At 68.3% G+C, this 24,830-nt stretch carries 20 protein-coding genes; 8 read left to right on the top strand and 12 right to left on the bottom strand.

Translation table 11 applies throughout. From position 1 onward, the window contains the following. Positions 1–12: 12 nt before the first annotated feature. From ABT313_RS04340 to ABT313_RS04355, 4 genes are all read right to left on the bottom strand, one after another. On the bottom strand, positions 13–831 hold the full coding sequence (locus tag ABT313_RS04340; protein ID WP_350848528.1) for a carbohydrate ABC transporter permease: 819 nt from the start codon (positions 829–831) through the stop codon (positions 13–15). Then, on the bottom strand, positions 831–1,727 hold the full coding sequence (locus ABT313_RS04345) for a carbohydrate ABC transporter permease (protein ID WP_350848530.1): 897 nt from the start codon (positions 1,725–1,727) through the stop codon (positions 831–833). The genes ABT313_RS04340 and ABT313_RS04345 overlap by 1 nt, the downstream gene beginning before the upstream one ends. Continuing rightward, a complete protein-coding gene (locus ABT313_RS04350) occupies positions 1,724–3,007 on the bottom strand; it encodes an extracellular solute-binding protein (RefSeq protein WP_350848532.1) in 1,284 nt (427 codons plus the stop codon). Before ABT313_RS04350 ends, ABT313_RS04345 begins: the two co-directional genes overlap by 4 nt. A gap of 74 nt (positions 3,008–3,081) precedes the next feature. Then, the gene (locus ABT313_RS04355; protein WP_350848537.1) at positions 3,082–4,113 is read right to left on the bottom strand and encodes a LacI family DNA-binding transcriptional regulator; all 1,032 of its coding nucleotides are present in this window, start codon (positions 4,111–4,113) and stop codon (positions 3,082–3,084) included. Positions 4,114–4,388: 275 nt separating this feature from the next. Between ABT313_RS04355 and ABT313_RS04360 the strand changes: the two genes are divergently transcribed. Genes ABT313_RS04360 through ABT313_RS04385 form a run of 6 tightly spaced genes read left to right on the top strand, consistent with a single transcriptional unit; the run spans position 4,389 to position 10,470 of the window. After that, on the top strand, positions 4,389–5,201 hold the full coding sequence (locus ABT313_RS04360; protein WP_350848540.1) for an endo alpha-1,4 polygalactosaminidase: 813 nt from the start codon (positions 4,389–4,391) through the stop codon (positions 5,199–5,201). Between the two features lie 30 nt (positions 5,202–5,231). Beyond that, positions 5,232–6,524, top strand: a complete 1,293-nt coding sequence (locus tag ABT313_RS04365; RefSeq protein WP_350848542.1) for an ABC transporter substrate-binding protein — start codon at positions 5,232–5,234, stop codon at positions 6,522–6,524. Beyond that, complete coding sequence (locus ABT313_RS04370) at positions 6,524–7,450, top strand: carbohydrate ABC transporter permease (RefSeq protein WP_350848545.1); 927 nt, start codon at positions 6,524–6,526, stop codon at positions 7,448–7,450. The genes ABT313_RS04365 and ABT313_RS04370 overlap by 1 nt, the downstream gene beginning before the upstream one ends. After that, positions 7,447–8,265, top strand: coding sequence for a carbohydrate ABC transporter permease (locus ABT313_RS04375; RefSeq protein WP_350848547.1), 819 nt, complete (start codon positions 7,447–7,449; stop codon positions 8,263–8,265). The genes ABT313_RS04370 and ABT313_RS04375 overlap by 4 nt, the downstream gene beginning before the upstream one ends. Before the next feature lies 1 nt (position 8,266). Next, the gene (locus ABT313_RS04380) at positions 8,267–9,181 is read left to right on the top strand and encodes a carbohydrate kinase family protein (RefSeq protein WP_350848549.1); all 915 of its coding nucleotides are present in this window, start codon (positions 8,267–8,269) and stop codon (positions 9,179–9,181) included. Then, positions 9,178–10,470: an alpha-glucosidase/alpha-galactosidase gene (locus ABT313_RS04385; RefSeq protein ID WP_350848551.1), complete on the top strand. Its 1,293-nt coding sequence runs from the start codon at positions 9,178–9,180 to the stop codon at positions 10,468–10,470. Before ABT313_RS04380 ends, ABT313_RS04385 begins: the two co-directional genes overlap by 4 nt. Here the strand turns inward: ABT313_RS04385 and ABT313_RS04390 are convergent. Then, positions 10,434–11,390, bottom strand: coding sequence for an NAD(P)H-dependent flavin oxidoreductase (locus tag ABT313_RS04390; RefSeq protein WP_350848553.1), 957 nt, complete (start codon positions 11,388–11,390; stop codon positions 10,434–10,436). The genes ABT313_RS04385 and ABT313_RS04390 overlap by 37 nt on opposite strands. A 70-nt stretch (positions 11,391–11,460) precedes the next feature. Here ABT313_RS04390 and ABT313_RS04395 point away from each other — a divergent pair, with 70 nt between their 5' ends. After that, positions 11,461–12,714, top strand: coding sequence for an SGNH/GDSL hydrolase family protein (locus ABT313_RS04395; protein ID WP_350848555.1), 1,254 nt, complete (start codon positions 11,461–11,463; stop codon positions 12,712–12,714). A 51-nt stretch (positions 12,715–12,765) separates the two neighbouring features. Here ABT313_RS04395 and secA read toward each other — a convergent pair whose 3' ends face one another. Then, entirely contained in the window at positions 12,766–15,756 is a 2,991-nt protein-coding gene (gene secA, locus ABT313_RS04400; RefSeq protein WP_350848557.1) for a preprotein translocase subunit SecA, read from the bottom strand. A 174-nt stretch (positions 15,757–15,930) separates the two neighbouring features. Next, positions 15,931–17,145 carry a winged helix-turn-helix domain-containing protein gene (locus ABT313_RS04405; RefSeq protein WP_350848559.1) on the bottom strand — a complete coding sequence of 405 codons (1,215 nt, stop codon included), beginning with the start codon at positions 17,143–17,145 and terminating at the stop codon, positions 15,931–15,933. 133 nt (positions 17,146–17,278) lie between these two features. On the opposite strand from ABT313_RS04405, the gene ABT313_RS04410 reads away from it, so the two are divergent. Beyond that, positions 17,279–18,094, top strand: coding sequence for a S1 family peptidase (locus tag ABT313_RS04410; RefSeq protein ID WP_350848561.1), 816 nt, complete (start codon positions 17,279–17,281; stop codon positions 18,092–18,094). Here ABT313_RS04410 and ABT313_RS04415 read toward each other — a convergent pair. The 5 genes from ABT313_RS04415 to mtrB all read right to left on the bottom strand — a co-directional run bounded on the left by ABT313_RS04415 (position 18,091) and on the right by mtrB (position 24,718). Next, entirely contained in the window at positions 18,091–19,437 is a 1,347-nt protein-coding gene (locus ABT313_RS04415; protein WP_350848563.1) for a ferredoxin reductase family protein, read from the bottom strand. The two genes, ABT313_RS04410 and ABT313_RS04415, sit on opposite strands and share 4 nt — an antisense overlap. A 225-nt stretch (positions 19,438–19,662) precedes the next feature. Then, entirely contained in the window at positions 19,663–20,289 is a 627-nt protein-coding gene (gene hpf / locus ABT313_RS04420; RefSeq protein ID WP_350848565.1) for a ribosome hibernation-promoting factor, HPF/YfiA family, read from the bottom strand. A gap of 238 nt (positions 20,290–20,527) precedes the next feature. Continuing rightward, positions 20,528–21,217, bottom strand: a complete 690-nt coding sequence (locus tag ABT313_RS04425) for a ComF family protein (protein ID WP_350848567.1) — start codon at positions 21,215–21,217, stop codon at positions 20,528–20,530. 64 nt (positions 21,218–21,281) lie between these two features. Beyond that, positions 21,282–23,054 carry an LpqB family beta-propeller domain-containing protein gene (locus ABT313_RS04430; protein WP_350848569.1) on the bottom strand — a complete coding sequence of 591 codons (1,773 nt, stop codon included), beginning with the start codon at positions 23,052–23,054 and terminating at the stop codon, positions 21,282–21,284. Continuing rightward, entirely contained in the window at positions 23,051–24,718 is a 1,668-nt protein-coding gene (mtrB, locus tag ABT313_RS04435) for an MtrAB system histidine kinase MtrB (RefSeq protein ID WP_350848571.1), read from the bottom strand. The genes ABT313_RS04430 and mtrB overlap by 4 nt, the downstream gene beginning before the upstream one ends. Positions 24,719–24,830: the final 112 nt, after the last annotated feature.

A 24,830-nucleotide genomic window follows, 5' to 3' on the forward strand; every position in this document is an offset into this window, starting at 1 on the left:
GCCCTTCAGGAATTAGCCTTTGACGCCGGACGACAGGTTCGTCGAGATGAACCGGCGCTGGAAGATGATGAACAAGGTGACCGCCGGCGCGGCCAGCACACAGGCCCCGGCCAGCACCGCACCGAACGGGTTGGCCGCCCGCGCCGACACGGTGGTCAGGTAGTTGGACAGCGAGACCGCCAACGGCTGCAGGTTCTGCTGCTTGGTGATCAGGAACGGCCAGAGGAACTCGTTCCACGGCCCGATGAACGTGAGCAGTACGCCGGTCAGCAGCGCCGGTCGCACGAGTGGTACAGCGACGCGCCACAAGATGCTCAGCTCGGAGGCGCCGTCGATCCGGGCCGCGTCGAAGAGCTCGGCCGGCAGTTGCAGGAAGTACTGGCGGAACACGAACACCGCGGTCGAGTTGATCAGGAACGGCAGGATCATGCCGAGGTAAGAATCGGCGAGCCCGTAGCTGCGGACGATCAACACATACAAGGGAATCGTCAGCAGCTGGAACGGTACGACCTGGATGAGCAGCATCAGGTTGAACACCAGCCCACGACCGCGGAACTGCAACCGCGCCAGGGCATAACCGGCCAGCACGCCGAAGACGAGCGTCCCGAGGATCACGCCACCGGTGAAGATGCCGGAGTTGATCAAGGACCGGCCGAGGTGAATCGACTTGTTGATCTCGCTGTAGTTGTGACCGGTCAGGTTGCCGGGGTTGGGAAACGCGCCGCTGACCGACGGGTCCGGCTCAGCCTGCAACGAGCCGATCAGCATGTAGTAGAAGGGAAACAGGAACACGAAGGCACCTGCGAGCAGCGCTATGAACTTGCCCTTCATCAGTCCTCCTCCCTCCCGACAAGCCGTCGTTCGATCAGAGCGAGCAACAGCACGCCGATCACGAGTAGAACCCCGATCGCCGATCCGACGTCCGGGTTGCCTTGTTCGATGCCGCGCTGGTACATGATCAGGACCGGCGATGCGGAAGCTCCGTCCGGTCCGCCGCCTCCGGTCAGCAGGTAGGGCTCGGTGAACAGGTTCGCGCCCGTCACCGTGGCAACCAGCACCACCAGCGTCGTCGCCGGCCGTACGCCTGGCACGGTGACATTGAGGAACGACTTCCATCGCCCGGCGCCATCCATCGAGGCTGCTTCGTAGAGGTCCTTCGACACGTTCTGCAGCGCGGCCAGGTAGAGCAGGATGAAGAAACCGAGCTGTTTCCAGGTGACGTAGATGGCGACCGTCGGCATAGCGAGCTTCGAGTTCACCAACCACGACGGATCAGGCGCGAGCGGCCCGAGGATCGAGTTGACCAGACCGTTGGAGTTGAACAAGAACAGCCACACGCCGACCACTGCGACGCTCGCCGTCACGTACGGGACGTAGTACGAGACCCGGAAGAACGTGCGCCAGCGGATCGCCGCGTTGAGCGCGTTGGCCAGCCCCAGCGACAGTACGACGGTGAGCGGGACGTTGATGACCAGGAAGATCACCACGTTGACGAACGCCCGCTGTACGGCGGGATCCGTCAACACCGTCACGTAGTTGTCGAACCCCACGAACGGGCGGTCCACGATCGCACCCGGCGCCGCGAAGAAGTAGTCGTGGAACGACATGTACACGGCAAACCCGAGCGGATACGCGAACACCGCAGCCAGAAACACGACGTACGGCGTAACGAACGCGCTCCCGGCCGGATGCTCACCGAGAACCCGGCCGAAGAAGCCGCGCCTCATGATTGTTTGGCGAGTTGATCGACCTTCTGTGCGGCCTCGTCCAGTGCCTGACCGGGGTCTTGTTGGCCGAAGATGACCGATTTGGAGTAGGCGTCGCGGAAGGTTTGCCAGATGGTGATGGAGTTGGGGACGTTGGGGACCTCGACGGTGCGGGAGGCCTGGTCGGCGAAGATTTTGTAGTCGGGGTTGGTGGTGAAGTAGTCGGCGTAGGTGGTGGCGACGTCTTTGCGGAGTGGCATCTGGCCGGTGGCGGCGAGGAATTTGGCGTCCTGGTCCTTGCTGGTGGCGAACTTGAGGACGTCCCAGGCGGTGCCGCGGTTCTTGCAGGCGGAGTACATGGCGACGTTCTTGGCGTCGGAGAAGGTGTGGATGTCGGTGGCGGGTTTGCCGTCGGCGGTGGGGACGGGGACGACGCCCCAGTCGACCTTGCCTTTGTAGGTGGCGATGGCCCAGGGGCCGACCACGGCCATTGCGGCGGTGCCGTCGACGAAGGCGTCGCCGGTGTATTTCTCCGGGGAGGCGAGTTTGTCTTGGTACATGGTGCGCCAGAACTGTGCGACCTTCTTGCCGTCGTCGGAGGCGAAGGTGGCCTTGCCGTCCTCGATGAGTTGCTTGCCGCCGGTCTGGGCGGCATACAGCGGGTAGTAGTCGAACCAGGACTGGTAGAACTCGTTGCTCGGGGCGGGGTAGATCGCGACCTTGGCGGCCTTGGAGGCGACGATCTTGCGGGAGGTGGCCAGGAAGTCGTCGTAGGTGCTCAGCGCCGGGGTGGTGATGCCGGCCTTGGCGAAGGTTTTCTTGTTGTAGAAGATCATCACCGGGTTCGACTTCCAGGGCAGCTGGTAGTACTTGCCGTCGGTGGACTTGTACTGCTGGGCGACGTCGCCGGAGCGGTCCTCGATGTAGGACTTGCCGTCAGGGAAGGAGTCCAGCGCGACCAGGCCGCCTTGTTTCTGGAACTGTGACACCGACGCCGGTGAGGTGTTGAAGATCAGGCACGGCGCGTTCCCGGCGGTGATCGCGGCGCCGATGACCTCTTCGGAGCTCTTACCGGTCGGGATCTCCTGCGCGGTGATCTTCTGGTCGGCGTGCTCGGCGTTCCAGGCCGCGACCATCTGCTTGCCCCAGGCCACTTCCTCGGCATTGTTCGAATACCAGATCGTGATCGGCCCACGCGCCTTGGCCGCGGCGTCGGCATCACCAGTGCCACCGCCGCTGCCGCCGCACGCGACGAGCGAGCCGGCCAGGACGACGGCCAGCAGTCCAGCTTGCAACTTCATGTTTCCTCCAGGGGCAACGCAGGGGACTACGTGGGGGACTACTTGGGGGGACTACGCGGGGACTACCAAGGGCACTAAGCGCGGGATGGAGCCGCGGGTGATGCGGTGGAGCCGCGGACGACGAGCTGCGCGGGCGGGAGCTCGGTGTCGGGTACGTCGTCCGCACCGTCGACGAGCTGGTTGAGGGTCAGGGCCGCCGCCTCGCCGAAGCGGAACGGGTCGGCGCGGACCGTGGTCAGGCCGGGATGGACGTACTCGGCGAGTTCGCTGTCGTCGAAGCCGGCGATGCTCAGGTCGTCCGGAACGGTCAGGCCGGCTGCCTGGGCAGCGCCGAGACCGGCGATCGCCATCCGGTCGTTGGCATAGAAGATCGCGGTCGGCGGCTCCGGGAGCGCGAGCAGCCGGCGCGTGGCCTCGATCCCGCCCGCGGCGGTGAAGTCACCGGTCTCGGTCAACGGCTCGAGCCCGGCAGCGGCCAGGGTCTCGACGAAGGCGGTGGTCCGCGCGGTCGCGTGCACGAAGGCGGGCGGCCCGGCGACCTGGGCGATCCGCGTGTGACCGAGCTCGACCAGGTGCTCGACGACGGCGCGCGTCCCGGGCCGGTCGTCCAGGATGACCGCGGGGAACGGCGACTCGCCGTCCGGCCGGTTCAGGGTGACTGCAGGCAGACCGAGCTCGACGAGCAGGTCGATCCGCGGATCGTCGTGCCGGAGGTCGGACAGGAACACGCCGTCGACCCGCCCGTCCCGCGCGAGCCGCCGGTACCCGTCCTCCTCGGACTCGCCGGCCGTGACGACCTGCAGGACCAGCGCTTGACCACGCGTGGACAGAACGCTCTCGACGCCGGCGATGAACGCCGGGAAGAACGGGTCCGACGACAGCACGGCCGGGTCCCGGGTGATGACCAGGCCGAGCGCGAACGCCTTCGAGACCGACAGCGAACGGGCCCGGTTGCTCGGCCGCCAGCCGAGCTCGTCGGCGGCCGCGAGGATCTTGTCGACGGTCGCCTGCGCCAGCCCGGGCCGCCCGTTGAGCGCGAACGACACCGAGCCCTTGGACACGCCGGCCCGCCGGGCCACATCCGCGATCGTCGGGCGCTTACTCACTCGATCCTCCATTTAAACCGGTTTAACTAGCATCTAAACCGGTTAAAACCACGCCTGTCAAGATCTCGGTCACTGCGCAGTACCGCAATCTCCGGGCAGTTCCGCGCACTCGTTTGCACCTGATCGCTTGACGGGCAGTGGCGGCAGCGATTGACTGTTCGGCAGTGACGCACCCAGCCGGTAGCAGGCCGATGGCCTCAAGTCCGGTTTTCCGGCGCCAGGGTTCAGGTGAGGCCCGAGGCGGGGTCGCGTCCCCGGGACCGATGGAGCAAATCGTGTCCAGACTCTCTCGCCGCCTCCTCGCCGGTCTGGCGGCCATATTGACACCGGCCCTCGCAGTCACAGGAACCGTGCTCACCCGCACCTCTGCCGACGCGGCCGTCACGCTGCCGCCGACGCACGCCAAGTTCGACTACCAGATCGGCGGGGCCTATACGCCGCCCGCCGGCGTCCAGGTGGTCACCCGCGACCGGACCGCCGCACCGGCGGCCGGGCTCTACAACATCTGCTACGTCAACGCCTTCCAGGTCCAGCCCGGCGAAAAGGGACAGTGGGACTCCGACCTGCTGCTCCGCGACGCCAAGGGCAAGCTCGTGATCGACCAGGACTGGGGCGAGCCGCTGCTCGACGTCCGTACGGCGGACAAGCGGAGCCGGATCGCCGTCAAGGTCAACGGCTGGATCGACGGCTGTGCGGCCAAGGGGTACCAGGCGATCGAGCCGGACAACTACGACAGCTACACGCGCTCGAAGAAGCTGCTCACGGCCGCCAACGCGAAGGCGTACCTGACCCTGCTCGCCACCCATGCGCACTCGAAGAACCTGGCCATCGCGCAGAAGAACACAGTCGAGCTGGCCGGTTCCCGGCAGGCGGTCGGCCTGGACTTCGCGGTCGCCGAGGAGTGCGGCCAGTACGACGAGTGCGGTGACTACGTCGATGCCTTCGGCAACAACGTGATCGTGATCGAGTACACGAACAGCGGCCGCTCGACGGCCTGCTCGCAGTACGGCGGGACGTTGACGATCGTGCAGCGCGACGTGGACGTCTCGACTCCGGGTGAGCCCGGATACGTGCGTAAGACCTGCTGAATTCCCTCCTCCATCGCTCTGGAGACCCTGATGCATGCTCGAACTCTGTCCCGCCGCGACATCCTCCGGGCCGCGGCCGCCGCAGCCGCCGCCGGTTCTCTCGCCGCCTGCGGCAAGAACGACGACGAAGGCGCCGATGCCAACGGTGTCGTCACGCTCGACCTCTGGCACGGCCAGGTCGACACCGGCAAGGCCGCGATCGATTCCTTGATCACCGCGTTCAACAGCAGTCATCCGAAGATCAAGGTGGTCGGGGGCGGTGGCGGGGTCACCGCGGACAGCATGCTGCAGAAGGTCACTGCCGGTCTGGCGGCGGGGTCCTACCCGGACATCGCGTACATCTTCGGGTCCGACCTCGCCAGCCTGACCAAGAGTCCGAAGGTCGCCGACCTGACCGGCGCCCTGAAGATCGACGACTACTGGCCGGCCGCGAAGGACGCGGTCAGCGTGAAGGGCAAGGTCCGGGCCGCGCCGGCCCTGCTCGACTCGCTCTGCGTGGTCTACAACAAGAAGCTGTTCGCGGCGGCGGGCGTCCAGCCGCCGAAGGACGGCTGGACCTGGGACGACTTCGTCGCCACGTCGAAGCAACTGACGAACCCGGCGAAGGGCATCTTCGGCACCGGCTGGCCCGGTGTCGGCGACGAGGACACGGTCTGGCGGATCTGGCCGATGATCTGGGACCTCGGCGGCGATGTGGTCAGCGGCGACGGCAAGAAGGTCGGCTTCGACTCGGTCGGCGCCCAGGCACTCGGCACCCTCGACCGGCTCCGTACCGACAAATCGCTGTACGTCGACCCGAAGCCCGGCAGCGAGCAGCTCTACCAGGTCTTCCTCGGCGGCCGGATGGGAATGGTTGCCACCGGCCCCTGGCAGCTCCCGGAGCTGAAGGACGCCGGCCTCGACTACGGCGTCGTACCGCTGCCGTCGTACTCCGGGAAGCCGTTGACGATCTCCGGGCCGGACACCTGGACGGTCTTCGACAACGGCAAGGCGAAGGTGAAGGCGGCCACCGAGTTCGTCGCCTGGCTGGCCGAGCCGGCGCAGGACATCCAGTGGGACATGAAGGGTGGCAGCCTGCCGATCACCAAGGCCACCGCCGACCTGCCGCAGTGGAAGAAGCACTCCGCCGAGACGAACGGGCTGGACGTGTTCGTGAAGGCACTCGACACGGCGAAGGTGCGGCCGACGATCACGACGTACCCGCAGATCTCGCAGCACCTGGGTGAGGCGATCGCCGCCGTACTGCTGGGGAAGCTGAGCCCGGCGGACGCGTTGAAGCAGGCTGTCGATCAGTGCAACCAGGTGCTGGCGGTGCCGAACTGATGGCCAGTGTGGTCGGCACGTTCACGGTCGACCCACGGGGCCGGGCGGCCGCGAAACGGCGCGCCCGGAACGAGGGCGCGACCGGGTGGGCGTTCGTCAGCCCGTCGGTGGTGATCATCCTCGGGCTCAGCGTCGTCCCGGTGTTGTGGTCGCTGCTGTTGTCGTTCCAGGTCAACGATCTGGTGTCGCCGAGCGAGTGGGTCGGGCTCGCGAACTACAAGGCGTTGCTGAAGGATCCGGCGTTCGGCTCGGCGGTCTCGCACACGATGATCTACACGGTTCTGTATGTGCCGTTGAGCGTGATCGCGGGGTTGGCGATCGCGATCGCGCTGGATCGGAAGATCGCGTTCATCGGGCTGTACCGGACGTTGGTGTTCGTGCCGTTCGTGGTGTCGGCGGCGGCGCAGGGCGTGCTGTTCTCGTTCGTGCTCGATCCGGAGTTCGGCGTCGCGAACTCGGTGCTGCACAAGCTCGGACTGCCGGCCCAGGGGTTCTTCAGCGATCCGGGGCAGGCGCTCTATCTGCTGGTCGCGATCTCGTTGTGGAGCGGGACCGGGTTCTGCGTGATCGTCTATCTGGCCGGCCTGCAAGGCGTTTCGAGCGAGCTGGTCGAGGCGGCGCGGATCGACGGCGCCGGGCGCTGGGGTGTACTGCGGCACGTGACGCTGCCCGCGTTGACGCCGGTGACGATCTTCCTGGTGCTGTTCCAGACGATCAACGCGTTGCAGGTCTTCGATCTGGTGTTCGTGACCACGAAGGGCGGTCCGCTCGGGTCGACGACGGTGATCGTCTACTTCATCTGGGAGAAGGCCTTCAAGACGTTCACGGCCGGCTACAGCGCGGCAGCGGCGTACACGTTGGCGGTCGCGTTGCTGGTGATCGGCGTGGTCCTGCAGGTCTACCGGCGGAGGGTGGCGTCCCGATGAAGCGATTGCCTTTCTCGGCCTGGCATTTCGTGCTCGCACCGTTGGCGTTGCTCTTCGCCTTGCCACTGGTCTGGTTGCTGGTGAGCTCGGTGATGAGCAACGCGGAGATCAACCGGTTTCCACCGGCGCTGTGGCCGCACGGGATCAACCTCGGCGGGTACCGGTACGTGCTCGGGAACGCGCTGTTCCCGCGGTGGTTCCTGAACTCGTTCATCGTCTCGGCAGTAGCGGTGACGGCGAACCTGGTCCTCGGTTCGCTCGGCGGGTACGCGTTCGCGCGGATCCGGTTCGCCGGGTCGAAGCTCGTACTCGGACTGATGCTGGCCACGATGGTGATCCCGTTCCAGCTGACGATGATCCCGACGTTCCTGGTGATGAAGGAGCTCGGGCTGATCGACACGCTCGGCGCGCTGATCGTGCCGTCGCTCGTCACGCCGCTGTCGGTGTTCCTGTTCCGGCAGTTCTTCGTCTCGCTCCCCCGCGAGCTCGAGGAGGCGGCCTGGATCGACGGCTGCGGACGGCTGCGGATCCTGATCTCGATCGTGCTTCCGTTGGCGCGACCGGCGCTGAGCACCGTCGCCGTACTGACGTTCCTCGCGACCTGGAACGACCTGACCTGGCCGTTGATCGCGATCAACAGCGACTCGACGTACACGCTGCAGCTCGGCCTGACCACGTTCCAGGGCCAGCACCACACCCAATGGGCGGCCGTGATGGCAGGCAACGTGATCACCGTGCTACCCGTACTGCTCGGTTTCCTCCTTGCCCAGAAGGCGTTCATCCGCTCTCTGGCCTCAACCGGACTCAAAGGCTGATATGACTTTCGATCTTCTCGTGATCGGTGACGCGAACCCCGACGTGGTGGTCGGGCCGGTCACGCAACCGATCCTCTTCGGCCAGAAGGAACGGCTGGTTCCTTCCGGCTCGCTCGTGCTCGGCGGCTCGGCCTCGATCATGGCGTGCGGCGCCGCACGGCTCGGGCTGAACGTCGCGTTCGCCGGCCGGGTCGGCGACGACGCGGCCGGCGAGTTCGTCCGTACGACGCTCGCGGGCCGCGGGGTCGACGTGTCCGCGCTGGCGACCGATCCGTCGCTCCCGACCCCGCTGACGACCATCCTCACCTCGAGGGACGATCGCGCGATCCTCACCTCCGCCGGCTGCCTGCCGGCCGTCACCGCGAACGACATACCAAACCGTATGGTACGCGCGGCGCGGCACGTGCACGCGGCGTCGTTCTACCTGATGCCCGAGTTGGCGGCCGGGCTCGCGGGATTGTTCAAGGAGGCGAAAGCTGCCAAGGCGACCACCTCGCTCGACCCGAACGACGACCCGGCGGGCAAGTGGGACCGGATGGTTCTCGACCCGATCCTGCGTGTCACCGACTACTTCCTGCCCAACGCCGCCGAGGCCCTCGCACTGACCGGCCATCACTCGGTGGTGGACGCCGCCGGCATCCTGGCCCGCCGCGGTCCGCTCGTCGTGGTGAAGAACGGCGCGGAGGGTGCGCTCGCCCACAACGGCTCCAAGGTCATCACGACACCGGCGGCGAAGGTGGAGACGGTCGACACCGTCGGCGCCGGTGACAGCTTCGACGCCGGCTGGGTGGCCGCCGTACTCGACGGCATGAAACCCGACCGGGCCCTGCAGATCGCGGCCGCCTGCGGCACGCTCTCCACCCGCGCGGCCGGCGGAACCGCCGCTCAACCGACTTGGGAAGAAGCCACAGCATGACGAAGATAGCTTTCATCGGTGCGGGCAGCGTGGTGTTCACGCAAGGCCTGCTGGCCGATCTGTTCGGGTTCGACGACCTGGGACCGTTGCACATCGCTCTGCACGACATCGACCCCGAGCGGCTCGATACCGCGGCCGCGGCCGCGGCGTACCTCGCTCAGGACCGGCCGGTGCAGATCACGACGCATCTGGAGCGGCGGGTCGCCCTGGAGAACGCGGACTTCGTGATCAACATCGTCCAGGTCGGGATGAGCGAGGCGACGAAGACCGACTTCGAGATCCCCGCGCGGTACGGGATCCGGCAGACGATCGGCGACACGCTCGGCGTCGGCGGCGTGTTCCGCGCCCTCCGGACCTTCCCGGTACTGCGCGAGCTCGCGGCCGACATCGCCGACGTCTGCCCGGACGCGTGGCTGCTGAACTACACCAATCCGATGGTGATGAACGTCTGGTACCTCAAGGCACTCGGGGTGAAGAACGTCGTCGGCCTCTGCCACTCGGTGTACTGGACGATGCAGGGCCTGTCCGAGCTGGTCGGCGTGCCGTACGACGACGTCACCTACCTGGCCGCCGGCGTGAACCACCAGTCCTGGGTACTGCGTTTCGAACGCGGCGGCGAGAACCTGTACGACCGGCTGGACGAGGCGATCGCGGCGGACCCGGAGCTGCTGCGACGAGTCCGCGTCGACATGTACCGCCGGCTCGGGTTCTACCCGACCGAAACCAGCGAGCACTCCTCGGAGTACGTCCCGTGGTACCTCGGCCACGCCTCGGAGGTCGATCGCCTACGGCTACCGATCGGCGCCTACCTGGAGGTCGTCGCGGAGAATCTCGCGTCCTACGAACAAACCCGCAGCGCACTTAAGGCCGGCGAGCCGTTGACCGTCGACCCGACGATGGAGTACGCACCGCAGATCATCCACAGCATCGTGACCGGCACCCCGCGCTCCGTCTACGCCAACGTCCCCAACACCGGCCTGATCTCCAACCTGCAGCCAGGGGCAGTCGTCGAGGTCCCCAGCCTGGTCGACGCCACGGGCGTCCGGCCTACCGCAGTCGGCGAACTTCCACCCCAGTGCGCCGCCGTCAACCGCTCATACCTCAATGTCGCCGAGCTCACCGTGCGGGCCGCGATCGACCAGGACCCGCGCGCGATCCGCCAGGCCGTCATGGTCGACCCGGCGACCGCCGGCACGCTACCGGTCGAACAGATCTGGGCCCTGTGCAACGACCTGGTCGTTGCCCACAACAACTACTTGGACCCGTCGCTGAGGGCGGCCCTCAAGTAGTCGCGGTACGACGCGAAGCCGGCCAGCACCTCGGCCGCGGTCGGCTCGCCGGTCAACGCCCCGACCCCCTCGCCCGCGTAGATCGATGCGCGGGCGGGGTCGGCGGTCTTGCTGCCGTCGACGTACTCCGCGTGGCCGGCGTCGTCCGACTTGAGCGCGTCCTCCCGGCCTTCCCACTGGTCGAAGTACGCGTTCCGCAGCGCCCGGCCGCCGAACTCGTCCGGCCAGCCGGCTCGCGACGCCGCGTCGAAGACCGTGCCGTACACAGTGGCCGTCTCGTCGGCAGCGATGATCGCCTGGCGCGCGGATTCCTTGGTCTGCGCCTCGACGCAGGTAAGGAACGCGGTCCCGATCCACCCGCCGGCAGCACCCGCCGCCATCACAGCCGCAAGACCGCGCGCCCCGGAGATGCCGCCGCCCGCGAGCACAGGCAGGTCAGTCAGATCGAGGATTGCCTGCAGCAACGGCAACGTCGCCACTGCGTTCCGCCCATGCCCGCCGGCCTCGGCACCGCGAGCCACGATCACGTCCACACCCGCGTCGACCGCCTCGCGCGCATCCGCGACCGTCCCGGCCTGGGTCGCGACCACGATCCCGGCTGCCTGCAGCGTCCCGACGTACGGCGAATAGTCGCCGAAGCTGAGCGAAACCAGGGCCGGCTTGAGTTCCAGCACGGCCTCGAGATGTTCCGGGTGCTCCTCGACCGACCACGCCATCAGCCCGATCCCGTACGGCTTCCCGCTGTCGGCCGCGATCGCGCCCTCGGTCCGGATCCAGTCGGCCGTCACCGCCGAGCCGGCGCCGAGCATGCCGAGGCCGCCCGCCGCCGAGATCGCCGCGGTCAGCCGGCCGCCACTCACATTCGCCATCGGCGCACCGATCACCGGCACGGACAGCCCGAACGTCTCTGTCAGCCACATGTGCTCATCATCACCCATCACAACCTCGGCCCACCCCTGCGCATCGAGAGAGTGACGAAAGGAAGCTGACGTGCGGTTCTTGCGGAGTTGGTGTGCGCTCATAGGAGTGCTGGCTGTGCCGGTGGGCATGGCAGCGCACACCTCGCTCGCACCGGCGACGGCGCGGCAGACCCTGCCCGCGGCATCACCAGCGTGGAGTGCCGCGTGGATGACCGCGCTGCAGCAGCCCAATGCGAACCAGAACTGGTCGAAGCAGGGGTTCGCCAACCAGTCGGTGCGCCAGGTGATCCGGCTGAGTGCGGGCGGCTCCGACGTACGGATCAGGATCAGCAACCAGTACGGCGTACGGCCGCTCGAGCTGACCGGTGCCACCGTCGCCACGGCAGCGAAGGGCGCGACGGTCGTGCCTAGGTCGGTGCGGCCGGTGCGGTTCGGAGGCGCCGACTCGGTCACCATTCCCGCAGGCGGACAGGCTGCTGGCGACGCAGTCACGCTGCCCGGCCTGACCAGCGGTACTCGGCTCGCGATCACACTGTACTTCGCCCACCCGACCGGGCCGGCCACCTTCCACGAGTTCGGCGCGACGGGCGCGTCGTACCGTGCAACCGGCGACCAGCTCACCAACGGCGGGGCGGCGTACCGCGAGACGAGCGGCGGCTGGTACTTCCTGGCCGGCGTCGACGTGAACCCAACGAGCACGGTGGTCGCCTTCGGGGACTCGATCACGAACGGCTACACCGCGGCACCCGGGACGCGGTACCCGGACCTGCTGGCCGCGCGTCTCGCCGCCGCCGGCCGTCCGACACCGGTCCTCAACGCCGGGCTCGGCGGCAACCGGCTCCTGACCGATTCCGCCTGCTACGGCGAGAGAGGCCTGGCTCGGTTCCACCGCGACGTACTCGACGAACCCGGTACGACGACCGCGATCGTCCTGATCGGCATCAACGACCTCGGGTACCCCGAAATCGCGCCGACGACCTGCACGACCCCGAATCCCCGGATCACGCCCGCGCAGCTCATCTCCGGCTACCGCGTGCTGATCCGCGACGCCCACGCCCGCGGCATCCGCATAGTCGGAGTGACGCTGACGCCGTTCCGCGGCGCCTCGGTGTACACCGCCCGCAGCGCACAGCTCCGGACGGCCGTCAACGCCTGGATCACCACGAGCGGCGAGTTCGACGCGGTCGCCGACTTCGCGACGGCTCTCGCCGACCCGGCCGACCCGACCCGGCTCGCGCCGAAGTACGACAGCGGCGACCACCTGCACCCCAACGAGGCCGGCTACCGCGTGATGGCCGACGCCGTCGACCTCAAGACCCTCTGAGCACAGCGAAAGGGCCGGTCCACCTGGACCGGCCCTTTCGTCACGTGCTGCTCAGAACTTGTAGACGTCCGACTGCGGGTCGCCGTGGCAGCGCTTGTACTTCTTGCCGGAGCCGCACGGGCAGGCGGCGTTGCGCGGAGTCCCGGCGTACTCGAGCTTGCCGCCCTCGACCGCGTCCTCGTGCCGCGCGACCTCGTCGTCACCGTCGATGGTCGGCGCCGAGTACGACAGCCGCTGCGGGCGGCTCTCGGTGCTGAGGCCTTTGGCGCGCAGGCGCGGGGTGTCCCGCGGCCGCGGCGTGTCCTGGGGCCGCTCCTCGTCGCCGTCCTCGGACCGGCCGGGGAACTCCGCGACCGGCGCACCCGGGGTGAGGATGTCCTCGATCCGGCGGCCGGCCAGGTTGTCCTCGTCGGCCAGCGCCGCCTCGGAGGCCAGCTCCATCTCGGCGCGCATCGCCTCGATGTCGACCTCGACGTTGAAGATGAAGCCGACCGACTCTTCCTTGATCGATTCCATCATCGAGGCGAACATGTCGTAGCCCTCGCGCTGGTACTCGACCAGCGGGTCGCGCTGCGCCATCGCGCGCAGGCCGATGCCCTCGCGCAGGTAGTCCATCTCGTAGAGGTGCTCGCGCCACTTGCGGTCCAGCACGCTCAGCACGACGCGCCGCTCCAGCTCGCGCATCGCCTCCTCGCCGAGCAGCTCCTCGCGCCGTTCGTACGCCGCGGTCGCGTCCTCGATGAACCGCTCGACCAGGAAGTCCTGGGTCAGACCGGCCTTCTCGCCGCCGGCCTCCTCGATCAGGTCCTCTTCGGTCAGCTCGGTCTGGTACAGCGTCTTCATCGCGGTGAACAGCGCGTCCAGGTCCCAGTCCTCGGCGAACCCGTCCGCGGTCGCGCCCTGCACGTACCCGGTGACGGTCTCCTCGAGCATGTCCTGCACCTGGTCGCGCATGTCGGCGCCCTCGAGCACCCGGCGGCGCTCGTCGTACACGACGTGCCGCTGCCGGTTCATCACGTCGTCGTACTTGAGGATGTTCTTCCGGGTCTCGAAGTTCTGCGCCTCGACCTGGCCCTGCGCGGACGCGATCGCCTTGGTGACGACCTTGTTCTCCAGCGGCTGGGTGTCGTCGTTGTTGCGCGACATCGCCCAGTCGACCATCTCGCGCTTGAACAGCCGCATCAGGTCGTCCTCGAGCGACAGGTAGAACCGGGACTTGCCCGGGTCGCCCTGCCGGCCGGCGCGACCACGCAGCTGGTTGTCGATCCGGCGGGACTCGTGCCGCTCGGTGCCGAGCACGTAGAGGCCGCCGAGTTCGCGGACCTCCTCCTGCTCCTCCTTCACCTGCTTCTCGAACTGCTCGAGCAGGTTCGGGTACTCCGCCTCGTACTCCTCGACGTCCTCGGCCGGGTCGAGGCCGCGGGCCCGCAACTCCTTGTCGGCCAGGAACTCCGGGTTGCCGCCCAGGATGATGTCGGTACCGCGACCGGCCATGTTGGTGGCCACCGTGACCGCGCCGCGACGGCCGGCCTCGGCGACGATCGCGGCCTCACGCGCGTGCTGCTTCGCGTTCAGCACCTCGTGCGCGATGTTCTCCTTGAGCAGCTGCCGGGACAGCCGCTCGGACTTCTCCACGCTCGTGGTGCCGACCAGGATCGGCTGCCCGGTCGCGTGCACGTCGACGATGTCCTTGACCACCGCGTCGAACTTGGCGTCCTCGGTGCGGTAGATCAGGTCCCGCTCCTCGACCCGGATCATCGGCTTGTTGGTCGGGATCGGGACGACGCCGAGCTTGTAGACCTTGGAGAACTCGTTCGCCTCGGTCATCGCCGTACCGGTCATGCCGGCCAGCTTGGAGTAGAGGCGGAAGTAGTTCTGCAGCGTGATCGTCGCGAGGGTCTGGTACTCCTCCTTGATCTCGACGCCTTCCTTGGCCTCGATCGCCTGGTGCAGACCCTCGTTGTAGCGGCGGCCGTGCAGCGTCCGGCCGGTGTGCTCGTCGACGATCAGGACCTCTTCCTGGCCCTGGCTACCGACGACCACGTAGTCCTTGTCCCGGTGGAACAGGTCCTTGGCCTTCAGCGCGTTGTTCAGGTAGCTGATCAGCGGGGTGTTGGCCGACTCGTACAGGTTGTCGATGCCGAGCCGGTCCTCGACCTTCTCGATGCCGCGCTCGAGGATCGCGACCGTGCGCTTCTTCTCGTCGACGTCGTAGTCGGCGACCCGGCGCTTGGTCTCGTCGATCTCCAGGTCCGTGACGCGGGGGTTCTTCCGCTTCAGCTCGGCCTCGTCGGCCAGGGTCCACGCCTTCAGCACGTTGGCGATCCGGGCCATCTCGACGTACCAGCGCTGGGAGTCCTCGGCCGGGCCGGAGATGATCAGCGGGGTCCGGGCCTCGTCGACCAGGATCGAGTCCACCTCGTCCACGATCGCGTAGTTGTGCTCGCGCTGGACGCAGTCCTCGATGCTGCCCGCCATGTTGTCGCGCAGGTAGTCGAAGCCGAACTCGTTGTTGGTGCCGTAGGTGATGTCCTTGTTGTAGGCGATCCGGCGCTCGGCCGGGGACATCTCCGGCAGGATCACGCCGTAGTCGAGACCGAGGAAGTGGTACACCCGGCCCATCCACTCGGCCTGGTACTTGGCCAGGTAGTCGTTCACCGTGACCACGTGCACGCCCTTGCCGGACAGCGCGTTCAGGTACGTCGGCATCGTGCCGACCAGGGTCTTGCCCTCACCGGTCTTCATCTCGGCGATGTTGCCCAGGTGCAGCGCCGCGCCGCCCATGATCTGCACGTCGTACGGACGCTGGTGCAGGGTCCGCTTGGCGGCCTCCCGGACCACCGCGAAGGCCTCCGGCAGCAGCGCGTCGAGGGACTCCCCGTTCTCGTGACGTTGCTTGAAGTCCGCGGTCTGGCCGCGCAGCTCCTCGTCGGACATGGCGACGAAGTCGTCCTCGATGGAGTTGACCATCTTCGCGATGCCCTGGAGCTGGCGGAGGATCTTGCCCTCGCCGATCCGCAGGACCTTGTCGACAACCTTCATGGTGGGGAGTTCTCTCCTTGCTGCTGCTGCCTGGAAGCGGGCGACGCCGCATGGCACGACCGACCCCAGTGGGAAGGCGTGCGTCCCCCATCGTACGGGGCCGGGTGTGCCAAGCCACGCCCGCAGCGTTATCCGACCCACGCTCGGGCGGGCCGGAAAGTTCCCAGCAGTCTTTCAGAAACCTCGCAGGGCGTCACTGAGTGCTGGCGAAAGGTCACCGCCGCCGGCCACCCGGACCTGGTCCAGCCCGAGCCAGCCGGCCAGCTGGACCAGCTCGGCCGCCAGCTCCTCGGCGGTCTCGACCGGCGCCTTCGGCTCGGCGTGCGCCGACTGGACCAGCAGCACGCCGCCGGTGCGCTCGGCCTTCAGGTCCACCCGGGCGACCAGCTTGTCCCCGAGCAGGAACGGCAGCACGTAGTACCCGTGGATGCGCTTCTCGGCCGGGACGTAGATCTCGATCCGGTACCGGAAGTCGAACAGCGCCTCGGTCCGGGTGCGCTCGAAGACCAGCGAGTCGAACGGGCTGACCAGGGCCCGCGCGTTCACCCGGCGCGGCAGCCGGGCGTCCTTGTGCAGGTACGCCGGGCGCTTCCAGCCGTCGATCCGGACCGGGACCAGCTCGCCCTCCTCGACCAGCTCGCCGATCGCCTGCAGGGTCGGCTCCACCCCGGTGCGGAAGTAGTCCCGCAGGCACTGTGCCGTCGCGACCCCGTGGGCCCGGGCCGCGATCGAGACCAGCCCGCGGTGCGCCTCGGCCACGGTCGGCGTCGGTGTCTCCACGACGTCACGGGGCAGCACCCGCTCAGGTACGTCGTACAGCCGCTCGAACTGCTGGTTGCGGCGCGCCACCGTGATGTCGCCGGCGAAGAACAGGAACTCCAGCGCGCGCTTCACGTCGGACCAGTTCCAGCCCCAGTTGTCCTTGGTGCGCTCGACGTCGTCGTCGATCTCGCGGGCGGTCAACGGCCCGTGGTCGCGGACGTCGGCCAGGACCTGCTTGACCAGGTCCGGCCGCTCTTTCGCGATCGACCGCGGGCCGCCCCATGCCTCGGTCGTCGCGCGCGCCATCCGCCAGCGCATCAGCGGGTGGGTCTCGACGGGGATCAGCGACGCCTCGTGCGCCCAGTACTCCACCAGTCGTCGCGGCGCCTTGCCGGCGGCCCGATCGAGCAGATCGCGCGGATACGGCCCGAGGCGGGAGTAGAGCGGCAGGTACTGCGTGCGGCTGAGCACGTTGACCGAGTCGATCTGGATCAGCCCGATGCGGCCCAGCACCCGGCTCAGGGCCCGCATGTCCGCAGTGCCCTTGGGCCTGGGGTCGGTGAACCCCTGGGCCGCGAGCGCCACCCGGCGCGCCTGAGCGGTCGAGAGCTGGAGCTGAGTCGTCATGCCCGAATTCTGCCGGAGGGCACCGACATAACTCTGAAGTTACCGAAAGTGGGAGGTGCGCTACGGATGGTGTTCGGGAGAACCTGCGAGGAGGCCACCCGCCCGCGTGGCCCCTATCTCCCTGGAGTGAGGCATGACAGGAAAGAAGCATGTGGTCCGCGCTGCCCTGGCGGCCGGCGTACTGACCGCGGCGTCCCTCGGTGCGGTGGCCGTAGCCGGCTCCGCGTCGGCCGCGCAGTCGCCCGACGGACCCAAGACCCGGATCGTCGGCGGCACCGTCGCACACACGGCTGACACGCCCTGGGCCATCCAGCTCTCGAACAGCGGCTCCCCCGACCCGACCGGCGAGTACTGCGGGTCGACGCTGGTGGCGGCGAACAAGATCGTCACCGCGGCGCACTGCACCACCGAGGCCGCGTCGACCTACACCGCCATCCAGGGCCGGGATGTGCTGAGCGACAAGTCCACCGGCAAGGAATCCAAGATCAGCAACATCTGGGTGGACCCGGAGTACGGCAAGTCGCCCGGCCACGACGTCGCAGTACTGACGCTGGCCACGCCGTTCGACGGCGTACCGACGCTGGCGCTGGAGACCGACAAGGCAGCCGACGCGGCCGGTGCGGCGTCGGTCGTCTACGGCTGGGGCGACACCGAGGACACCGGACCGGCCGACACCTTCCAGAAGGTCGACGTACCGGTGCTGGGTGACGATTACTGCGCGAAGGCCTACGCCAGCGAGGGCTACACCGCCGACGGCGAGATCTGCGCCGGGTACGAGGAGGGCGGCAAGGACTCCTGCCAGGGCGACTCCGGCGGCCCCCTGGTCCTCAACGGCCGCCTGTTCGGGGTCGTCTCCTGGGGCGTCGGCTGCGCAGACGCCGGCAACCCGGGCGTGTACGCCGAGGTAGCGACGTACGCAGCCGAACTGCAGCAGCAGATCGACAGCTAGACCGCACCGAAGCGTTCGGTGTGGATGCGACGTAGCGGGATACCCAGTGCGGCCAGGTCGTGGCTGACCGACGTGACCATCGGTTGCGGGCCGCACAGGAAGTAGTGCAGCCGGTGCGGCCGGCGCGGGAGACAACGGCTGAGTACGCCGTGGTTGATCCGCCCGGTCTCACCGGTCCACCCCGGGCCGGGCTCGCTGACCACCTCGGTCACCCTGAGGTTCAGCCGGGCCTGGACCTCCGCCACCTCCGGGAGCAGCATCAGATCCTGCTGCCGGCGGGCCGAGACGATCAGCCGGACCGGGCGCCGATCGCCCCGGTCGGCCATCGTCCGGAGCATGCTCAGCAGCGGTGTGATGCCGACCCCGGCCGCGATCAGCACGAAACCGGGCGCGCCGTCGAGACCGCTCATCGTGAATCCCCCGTACGGACCGTCGAGGTAGACGCGCCGGCCCGGTCGAAGCCCGACCAGGAGCTCGGTGAAGTCCCCGAGCGCCTTGATGGTGAACTCCATCCGGTCCGGGTGCTCGGCCGTCGACGCGATGCTGAACGGGTGTTCCTCGAACACGAACGGGGTCGAACCGATCTTCAGCCAAACGAACTGCCCGGCGACGAACGGCAGCCCGGGATGGCCGTCCGCCTGGATCGTCAGCGTCACGCCGTCACCCGGCACCGCCCGGACCGAGACAACGACGTAGGCGGAGCGGCGCGCCCGGATCGGCAGCCAGATCCACCGGCGCGCGGCCAGCCCGGCCACCACCAGGCCGGACAGGATGAACCAGAGAGCCAGCAGCACATGCGAGACCAGGTGCCGCAGCCACCAGACGTGCAGCCAGGCAGTGAGCACGACCACCGCGACCAGCCCGTTGTGCACCAGCCGCCAGCCTTCGTACCGCGGCTGGTGCCGCGGACGCCGGATGGCCAGTACGACGATCAGCACCAGCGCCACCGTCGACGTCACCGCGGCCTGAGCTGCCCGGGTCGTGTGCCAGAGCGCGAGGATCGACAGGTGGCGCGGATCGAAGATCAGCACCGCGACCAGATGCACGAGCACCAGCACGACGGCGACCAGCGCGATGAAGCGGTGCACGGTGAGGATGGTCTCGATCCCGAACGCCGAGATCAGCATCGGCAGACGTGCGGGCAGTACGACGGCCACCACGAGGGCCGAGAACGCGACCAGTCCGGCGCTGAGCTCGATCGCGCCGCCCACGGTCGACTCCACCGGCCCGACCGCGGCCCAGGCCAGGGCGAGCGGGATCAGCAGGATGTCCACGTAGAGCACGAACCAGGCGAATCTCGCCAGCGGCCCGTGGACGCGCGCCGAGATGGTGTGACGGGACATGACAACCGGCTCCCAGGGACCAGGAATCGATTCCGGACGCTGGGAAAATACGCTCCCGCGGACACCCCGGGAAGGGCCCCGCGAGCGCAATCCATGACGAAATCGTCATTCTCGGAACGAGCGTCAAGGACGCGTGAAAAAGACCGTGGGCCGGGTTTGCCCGGCCCACGGTCCTGGGTATTTCCTCCCGTTTTCCACCGCTCGCCCGGCGGGCGAGCCGTCGATCTAGACGGCCAGGCGGATCACGCCGTAGTCGTAGCCGCGGCGGCGGTAGACGACGCTCGGCTGGTTCTCGTCGGCGTCGACGAACAGGTAGAAGTCGTGCCCGACCAGTTCGAGCTCGTAGAGCGCCTGGTCCAGGGTCATCGGCTTGGCGGTGTGGGTCTTCTCCCGCATCACCAGCGGTCCGTCGCCGGTGACCAGGACAGATCCGTACTTGTGTGTCGCCACCTCGTCCTCGGCGACTGGTTCCTCCACTAGCGGTGCATTGCCGTTGAGCGGCTGCTTCGCGTTCACGTGCCGCAGGCCCTCCGGGCCGCGCTCACCACGGTGCACCCGGCGGCGGTCGGCCGCCTTGCGGACCTGGGACCGGAGCCGGTCCAGGCAGACGTCGAACGCCGCCTGCTTGGTCTCGCCGCACGCCTCTGCGCGGACCACCGGACCCTTGGTGTACATGGTGAGCTCGACACGCATCGCCCGATCGTGCTGTCGCGGGTTCTTTTCCTGGCTGACTTCCACCTCGCAACGCAGTACCCGGTGATCGACCTTCTCGATCCGCTCGAGTTTTTCCTCGACGTACTGCCGGAAGCGGTCACTGACCTCGCAGTGATGACCCTTGACAACGACGTCCACGGAAACCTCCATCGATCGGCGACTCTCTGTTACGTCAGCGGGCCCCCATCTTTCGTGTCCTCGCTCTGTCGGTGGCGATTGGGGCGCCCGAAACGAGAACACCCGCGGACGAGCCGGTCGGACTCCGCGGCCAGGAATCCGGCTGATCCGGTCCTGCGCCACTCCACTGCCCGACAAGCCCCTGCGGGTGTCATAGGCCAACGCTAGTCGGCTTCGGCGAAAACCGGTAGGGAAGTTCTCATGAACCAGACGCGGGACGCCGTTGGGTCGCGGCCAGAACGGCACAGCCGAGCACCGCAATCCCCCGGGATTCCAAGGCGCGACAGGCCTCGCTGAGCGTGGAACCGGTGGTGATCACGTCGTCGACCAGCAGGACCGGTTGATCCATCAGCGTTTCAGCCCAGCGCGAACGCAGCCCGAAAGCCCCGTCCAGGTTGGCGGTCCGGCGTTCCGCGGACAGCCCGGCCTGGTCCTCGGGCCGCCGGACGACCCGCAACGCGTCGGCCGGCCGGGCGTCGATTCCCTGTCTCCGCAGGGATCTGACGGCAGCCTTCGTAATCCGCCGGAGCGGGTCGTGCCCGCGCTGCCGGACCGTTGCCGGCGACGACGGCACCGGGCACAACCAGGTCGCTCCGCGGTCGGCCAGCGCGGTCCGGACGACGCTCGCCAGCAGCCGTCCGAGCGGCTTCGCGAGGGCGTACCGGGCCTGCTCCTTGTGGGCCAGGATCAGCGCCCGCAGCTCCCCGGCGTACGGCGCGGCGGCGGTGGGCGGACGGAGTCCGGGCGGGGCCGGGTCGGGCCATGTACGGAACGGAGTCAACGTCGTCAGTAGCCTCCGGCAACCATCACAGAGAGTGACGCCGGGCCGGTCGCAGCCCGCGCACCGGCCGCCCAGGACGAGATCCACGAACGCGTCCCGGACCGGCACCGCACCACCATCCGCGAACCGGCCGCCGGCCGCAACCGCCCGGCCGCCGGCCTGTGGACAACTATCAGCCGGGGTACGTCGGGGTGATCGCCGCCGGGCCGCCGCCGATGGAGTCCGGCGAGACCCAGATCAGGTCCCGGCTGAGCCAGTGGATCTTGCCGGTGTCGTCCTCGATCACCGGCAGGGTGTCCTTGTTCGGGTTCGAGGCGACGTACTGCGGCCTGAAGTCCGGCGTCGAGCCGGGCAGCAGCTGCAGGCTGGAGCCGTCGGTGTTGACCAGCCAGGCCTGGCGGACCGAGTTGGTGGTCTGGTTGCTGGCGCCGATGACCACGATGCCCTGCTTGTTCCAGGCCGCGTCGGTGATGTTGTTCAGCGCCAGGCGCAGCTGCCGGAGCTGTCCGAGCACCATCTGCTTGCCGCTGCCGGTGGTCTGGATGGTGCCGGTCTGCACGTAGTTCTGCCCGCCGGACTTCGGCTTCATCACCAGCAGGACGCGGACGCCGTCAGGCGCCATCCGCAGGTCCAGCGGGGTGTCGCCCTTGAAGTCGACCGCCACCGAGGTCAGCCGGCCGTCGTGGTCGCGGACCCGCAGCCGCGGGTGGGGGGTGGTGGCCCGGTCCAGGATCCACAGGTTGTCCTGGTTGTCGAAGCTCGGCTGCAGCGTCTTCCCGTCGACCTTGATCGGGACGGCGTCGGCGTCCTTGTCGGTCGTGTCCAGCGGCCCGTACAGGACCTCGTTGCCGGCCAGGGTGACGATCGCCCCCGCCTCTCCGCGCAGGCTGACCGCGAACGACTGGGCCTTGTGAGCCCAGAGCGGACTGGAGTTGAGCGGCTGGGCCGCGATCTCCGTGGCCCCGTCCAGGCCGGCGATCCGCACGACCTTCTGGTGCTGCAGGCCGTACAGCTTGGTCTGGGACCCGGCCGACACCTGCGGGTCGAACTGGTTGAAGTTGGCGAACGGCAGCACGTCCGGGTCGTCCGGCAGCAGCGGTGCGCCGCCGACGGTGATCTTGGCCCGCAGATTGAGCTGGTTGAGTGTCCAGACGATCTGGGCGGCCAGCATCCGCCGGTCCGGATCCCGCAACGCACTTGCGGCGTCGTTGAGCGCCACAGTGGCCACGCCGAAGTCCACCGGCACAGAAACCTGCACCTCGGTCCCAGGTGGGGCCAGACTGACCACACCGTTGCCGAGCCTGCTCGTCGGACCCTTCAGCAGCTCCTGGATCAGCTGGGTCGCCCCCTGCCCGGGCGAGAGGTTCTGCGGCAGGTAGACCGGGTCCGGCACCAGGATCTTCAGGCTGGGGTTGAAGAAGTACAGGTCGCGGGGAGCCAGCTTCAGGTCGACCTGGTTGCTGCCCAGGTACGCACCGGGCGGGACCGAGTCGACGCGGAACTGCCCGTCGATCTTCTTCAGCTTGAAAAGGAAGTCGGCCCGGTCTGTCGCGGCTGCCGGGATCCACTCACCGCGCTCGCCGATCGTCGCGATCTTCAGCGCGCTCAGCTGGACGCCGTCGCCCACGCGGGTCAGTGACTCGGGACTCTGGTCGTACACGACGGTCTGTGCCTCGGGCTGCCACTTCGCCGCCGCTTCCGGCGTCATGTACTGCCGGGCGACGTCGAAGGCCTGCGAGTCCGACATGGCCTCCAGGAACCCGCTGACGATGGCCATCTCGCTGACGTTCGCCCGCGGCGGCTTCGCCTCGACACCGACGCCGCCGAGGTCCTGCGCGCGTCCCTGCCGCTCCCCGCTGCGGATGGTGCCCTTGGTCGGTACGGCGGCGCAGCCCGCGAGCAGCGCCACGGCAGCCAGCAGGACCACGAGCAGCCGGCGCTTCACCGGTCCTCACCGCCGCTCAGCTTCTGGTACGGCGCTCCGACGTCGACGAGCTCGGTCACGACGCGGGTCGCGTCCGGCGGCCGGGGCGGCAGCGGCGATCCGGTCAGCGCCGTGTCGGGCCGACGCGGCAGCGTGAGCCGGAAGTACGCGCCGTCGCCGGGTGAGCCCCAGGCGTCCAGCCGGCCGCCGTGCAGCCGGGCGTCCTCCAGCGCGATCGACAGGCCGAGTCCGGTGCCGCCGGTGGTCCGGGCGCGGGCCGGGTCGGCCCGCCAGAACCGGCTGAACACCATCTCCGCTTCCTCGGCGCGGAACCCGACACCGTGGTCGCGGACCGCCACGGCCGCGGCGTCCTCGTCGTACGCCGTGCTGATCCGGATCGGCAGACCTTCGCTGTGCTCGATGGCGTTGCCGATCAGGTTGCGCAGGATCCGCTCGATCCGGCGGGAGTCCACCTTGGCGCGGCAGGGCTCCGGCATGTCCAGCTGGACCTCGCAGCCCTTGCGGTGCAGCAAAGTCTCGTGGTTCTCCAGTACGCGGCTGACGATGTCGCGCAGGTCGACGTCCTCCAGGTCGAGCGCGGCAGCGCCGGCGTCGAACCTGCTGATCTCCAGCAGGTCGGCAAGCAGCTCTTCGAACCTGTTCAGCTCGTTCTGCAGCAGTTCGACCGAGCGGCGGCTGATCGGGTCGAACTGGTCGCGGCTCTCGTGCAGCAGGTCGGCGGCCATCCGGACGGTGGTCAGCGGCGTACGCAGCTCGTGGGAGACGTCGGAGACGAACCGGCGCTGCAGTCGGGACAGCTCCTCGAGCCGGCGGATCTGCCGTTGCAGGTTGGAAGCCATCTTGTTGAACGACACGGCCAGCCGGGCAAGGTCGTCCGTCCCCCGGACCTGCATCCGTTCCTCGAGCTTGCCGGCCGCGAGCCGCTCAGCGATCCGCCGTGCCATCCGGACCGGCGTGACGACCTGCCGGGTCACCAGCCAGGCCACAGCACCGAGCAGGACGATCAGCAGCAGACCTGCGGTCACCAAGGCGCGCTGGACGACGTCGAGCGTCTCCTGCTGCGCGGTGAGTGGGAAGAGGAAGTAGATCGCGTACCGGTCGCCGGTGGAGTTGATCCGGATCTGGGAACCGATCACCAGTCCCGGTACGCCGGGGGCGTCGCGGTAGTTGATCTCGGTGTAGGTGTCCCACAGCTTGGAGTCGTCGCTCATCACCGAGGACGCCAGCGCCTCCGGGATCGAGTCGCTGTCGACCAGACCGGTGTAGCGGATCGCGTTGGAGGCCGCTTGGTCGGTCGGGACCAGCAGGACGTCGTACAGACCGGGGCGGTTGGAGCCGAGGACCAGCTCGGACAGCTGCTGGTTGATGGTGTTGCGGTTCGCGGCGTCGATCGTGATCGACAGCTGGGCCAGCTGCGCCCGGACTTCGGCCTGGGCGCTGGTACGACGCGATTCGAGGACGCCGTCGGTGACCTGGCTCATCATCACCCAGCCGACCAGGATCAGGACCAGCGTCGACATCAGCAGGGTGCCGGTGACGATGCGGGCCTGGATGGAGCGGCGCCAGATGTCCGGCCAGTGCTTGGGATGCGTCCGCCAGATCGGCTGCGGCTGGGCAGACCAGTCCGCCGCGGTGACGGAGACCAGCTCCGTCCCGCGGGACACCGGCGCCTCCTGCTCCGGAGGTGCCGTCGACTGCCCCTGCTGTTGACCAGCCTGCTGCCCGGTGTGGTGTCCGGTGTGCTCCTCGGCTACCGGGTCGGTTGCCGGGTCACCA

Source organism: Kribbella sp. NPDC000426, assembly GCF_040300265.1.
In the GTDB taxonomy this organism is placed as follows: domain Bacteria; phylum Actinomycetota; class Actinomycetes; order Propionibacteriales; family Kribbellaceae; genus Kribbella.

Excerpts from the sequence above, each read along its gene's own strand:
- ABT313_RS04340 (WP_350848528.1), bottom strand. The coding sequence starts at position 831 with ATGAAGGGCAAGTTCATAGCGCTGCTCGCAGGTGCCTTCGTGTTCCTG.
- ABT313_RS04345 (WP_350848530.1), bottom strand. The coding sequence starts at position 1,727 with ATGAGGCGCGGCTTCTTCGGCCGGGTTCTCGGTGAGCATCCGGCCGGG.
- ABT313_RS04350 (WP_350848532.1), bottom strand. The coding sequence starts at position 3,007 with ATGAAGTTGCAAGCTGGACTGCTGGCCGTCGTCCTGGCCGGCTCGCTC.
- ABT313_RS04365 (WP_350848542.1), top strand. The coding sequence starts at position 5,232 with ATGCATGCTCGAACTCTGTCCCGCCGCGACATCCTCCGGGCCGCGGCC.
- ABT313_RS04370 (WP_350848545.1), top strand. The coding sequence starts at position 6,524 with ATGGCCAGTGTGGTCGGCACGTTCACGGTCGACCCACGGGGCCGGGCG.
- ABT313_RS04375 (WP_350848547.1), top strand. The coding sequence starts at position 7,447 with ATGAAGCGATTGCCTTTCTCGGCCTGGCATTTCGTGCTCGCACCGTTG.
- ABT313_RS04380 (WP_350848549.1), top strand. The coding sequence starts at position 8,267 with ATGACTTTCGATCTTCTCGTGATCGGTGACGCGAACCCCGACGTGGTG.
- ABT313_RS04385 (WP_350848551.1), top strand. The coding sequence starts at position 9,178 with ATGACGAAGATAGCTTTCATCGGTGCGGGCAGCGTGGTGTTCACGCAA.
- ABT313_RS04390 (WP_350848553.1), bottom strand. The coding sequence starts at position 11,390 with ATGTGGCTGACAGAGACGTTCGGGCTGTCCGTGCCGGTGATCGGTGCG.
- secA (WP_350848557.1), bottom strand. The coding sequence starts at position 15,756 with ATGAAGGTTGTCGACAAGGTCCTGCGGATCGGCGAGGGCAAGATCCTC.
- ABT313_RS04405 (WP_350848559.1), bottom strand. The coding sequence starts at position 17,145 with ATGACGACTCAGCTCCAGCTCTCGACCGCTCAGGCGCGCCGGGTGGCG.
- ABT313_RS04410 (WP_350848561.1), top strand. The coding sequence starts at position 17,279 with ATGACAGGAAAGAAGCATGTGGTCCGCGCTGCCCTGGCGGCCGGCGTA.
- ABT313_RS04415 (WP_350848563.1), bottom strand. The coding sequence starts at position 19,437 with ATGTCCCGTCACACCATCTCGGCGCGCGTCCACGGGCCGCTGGCGAGA.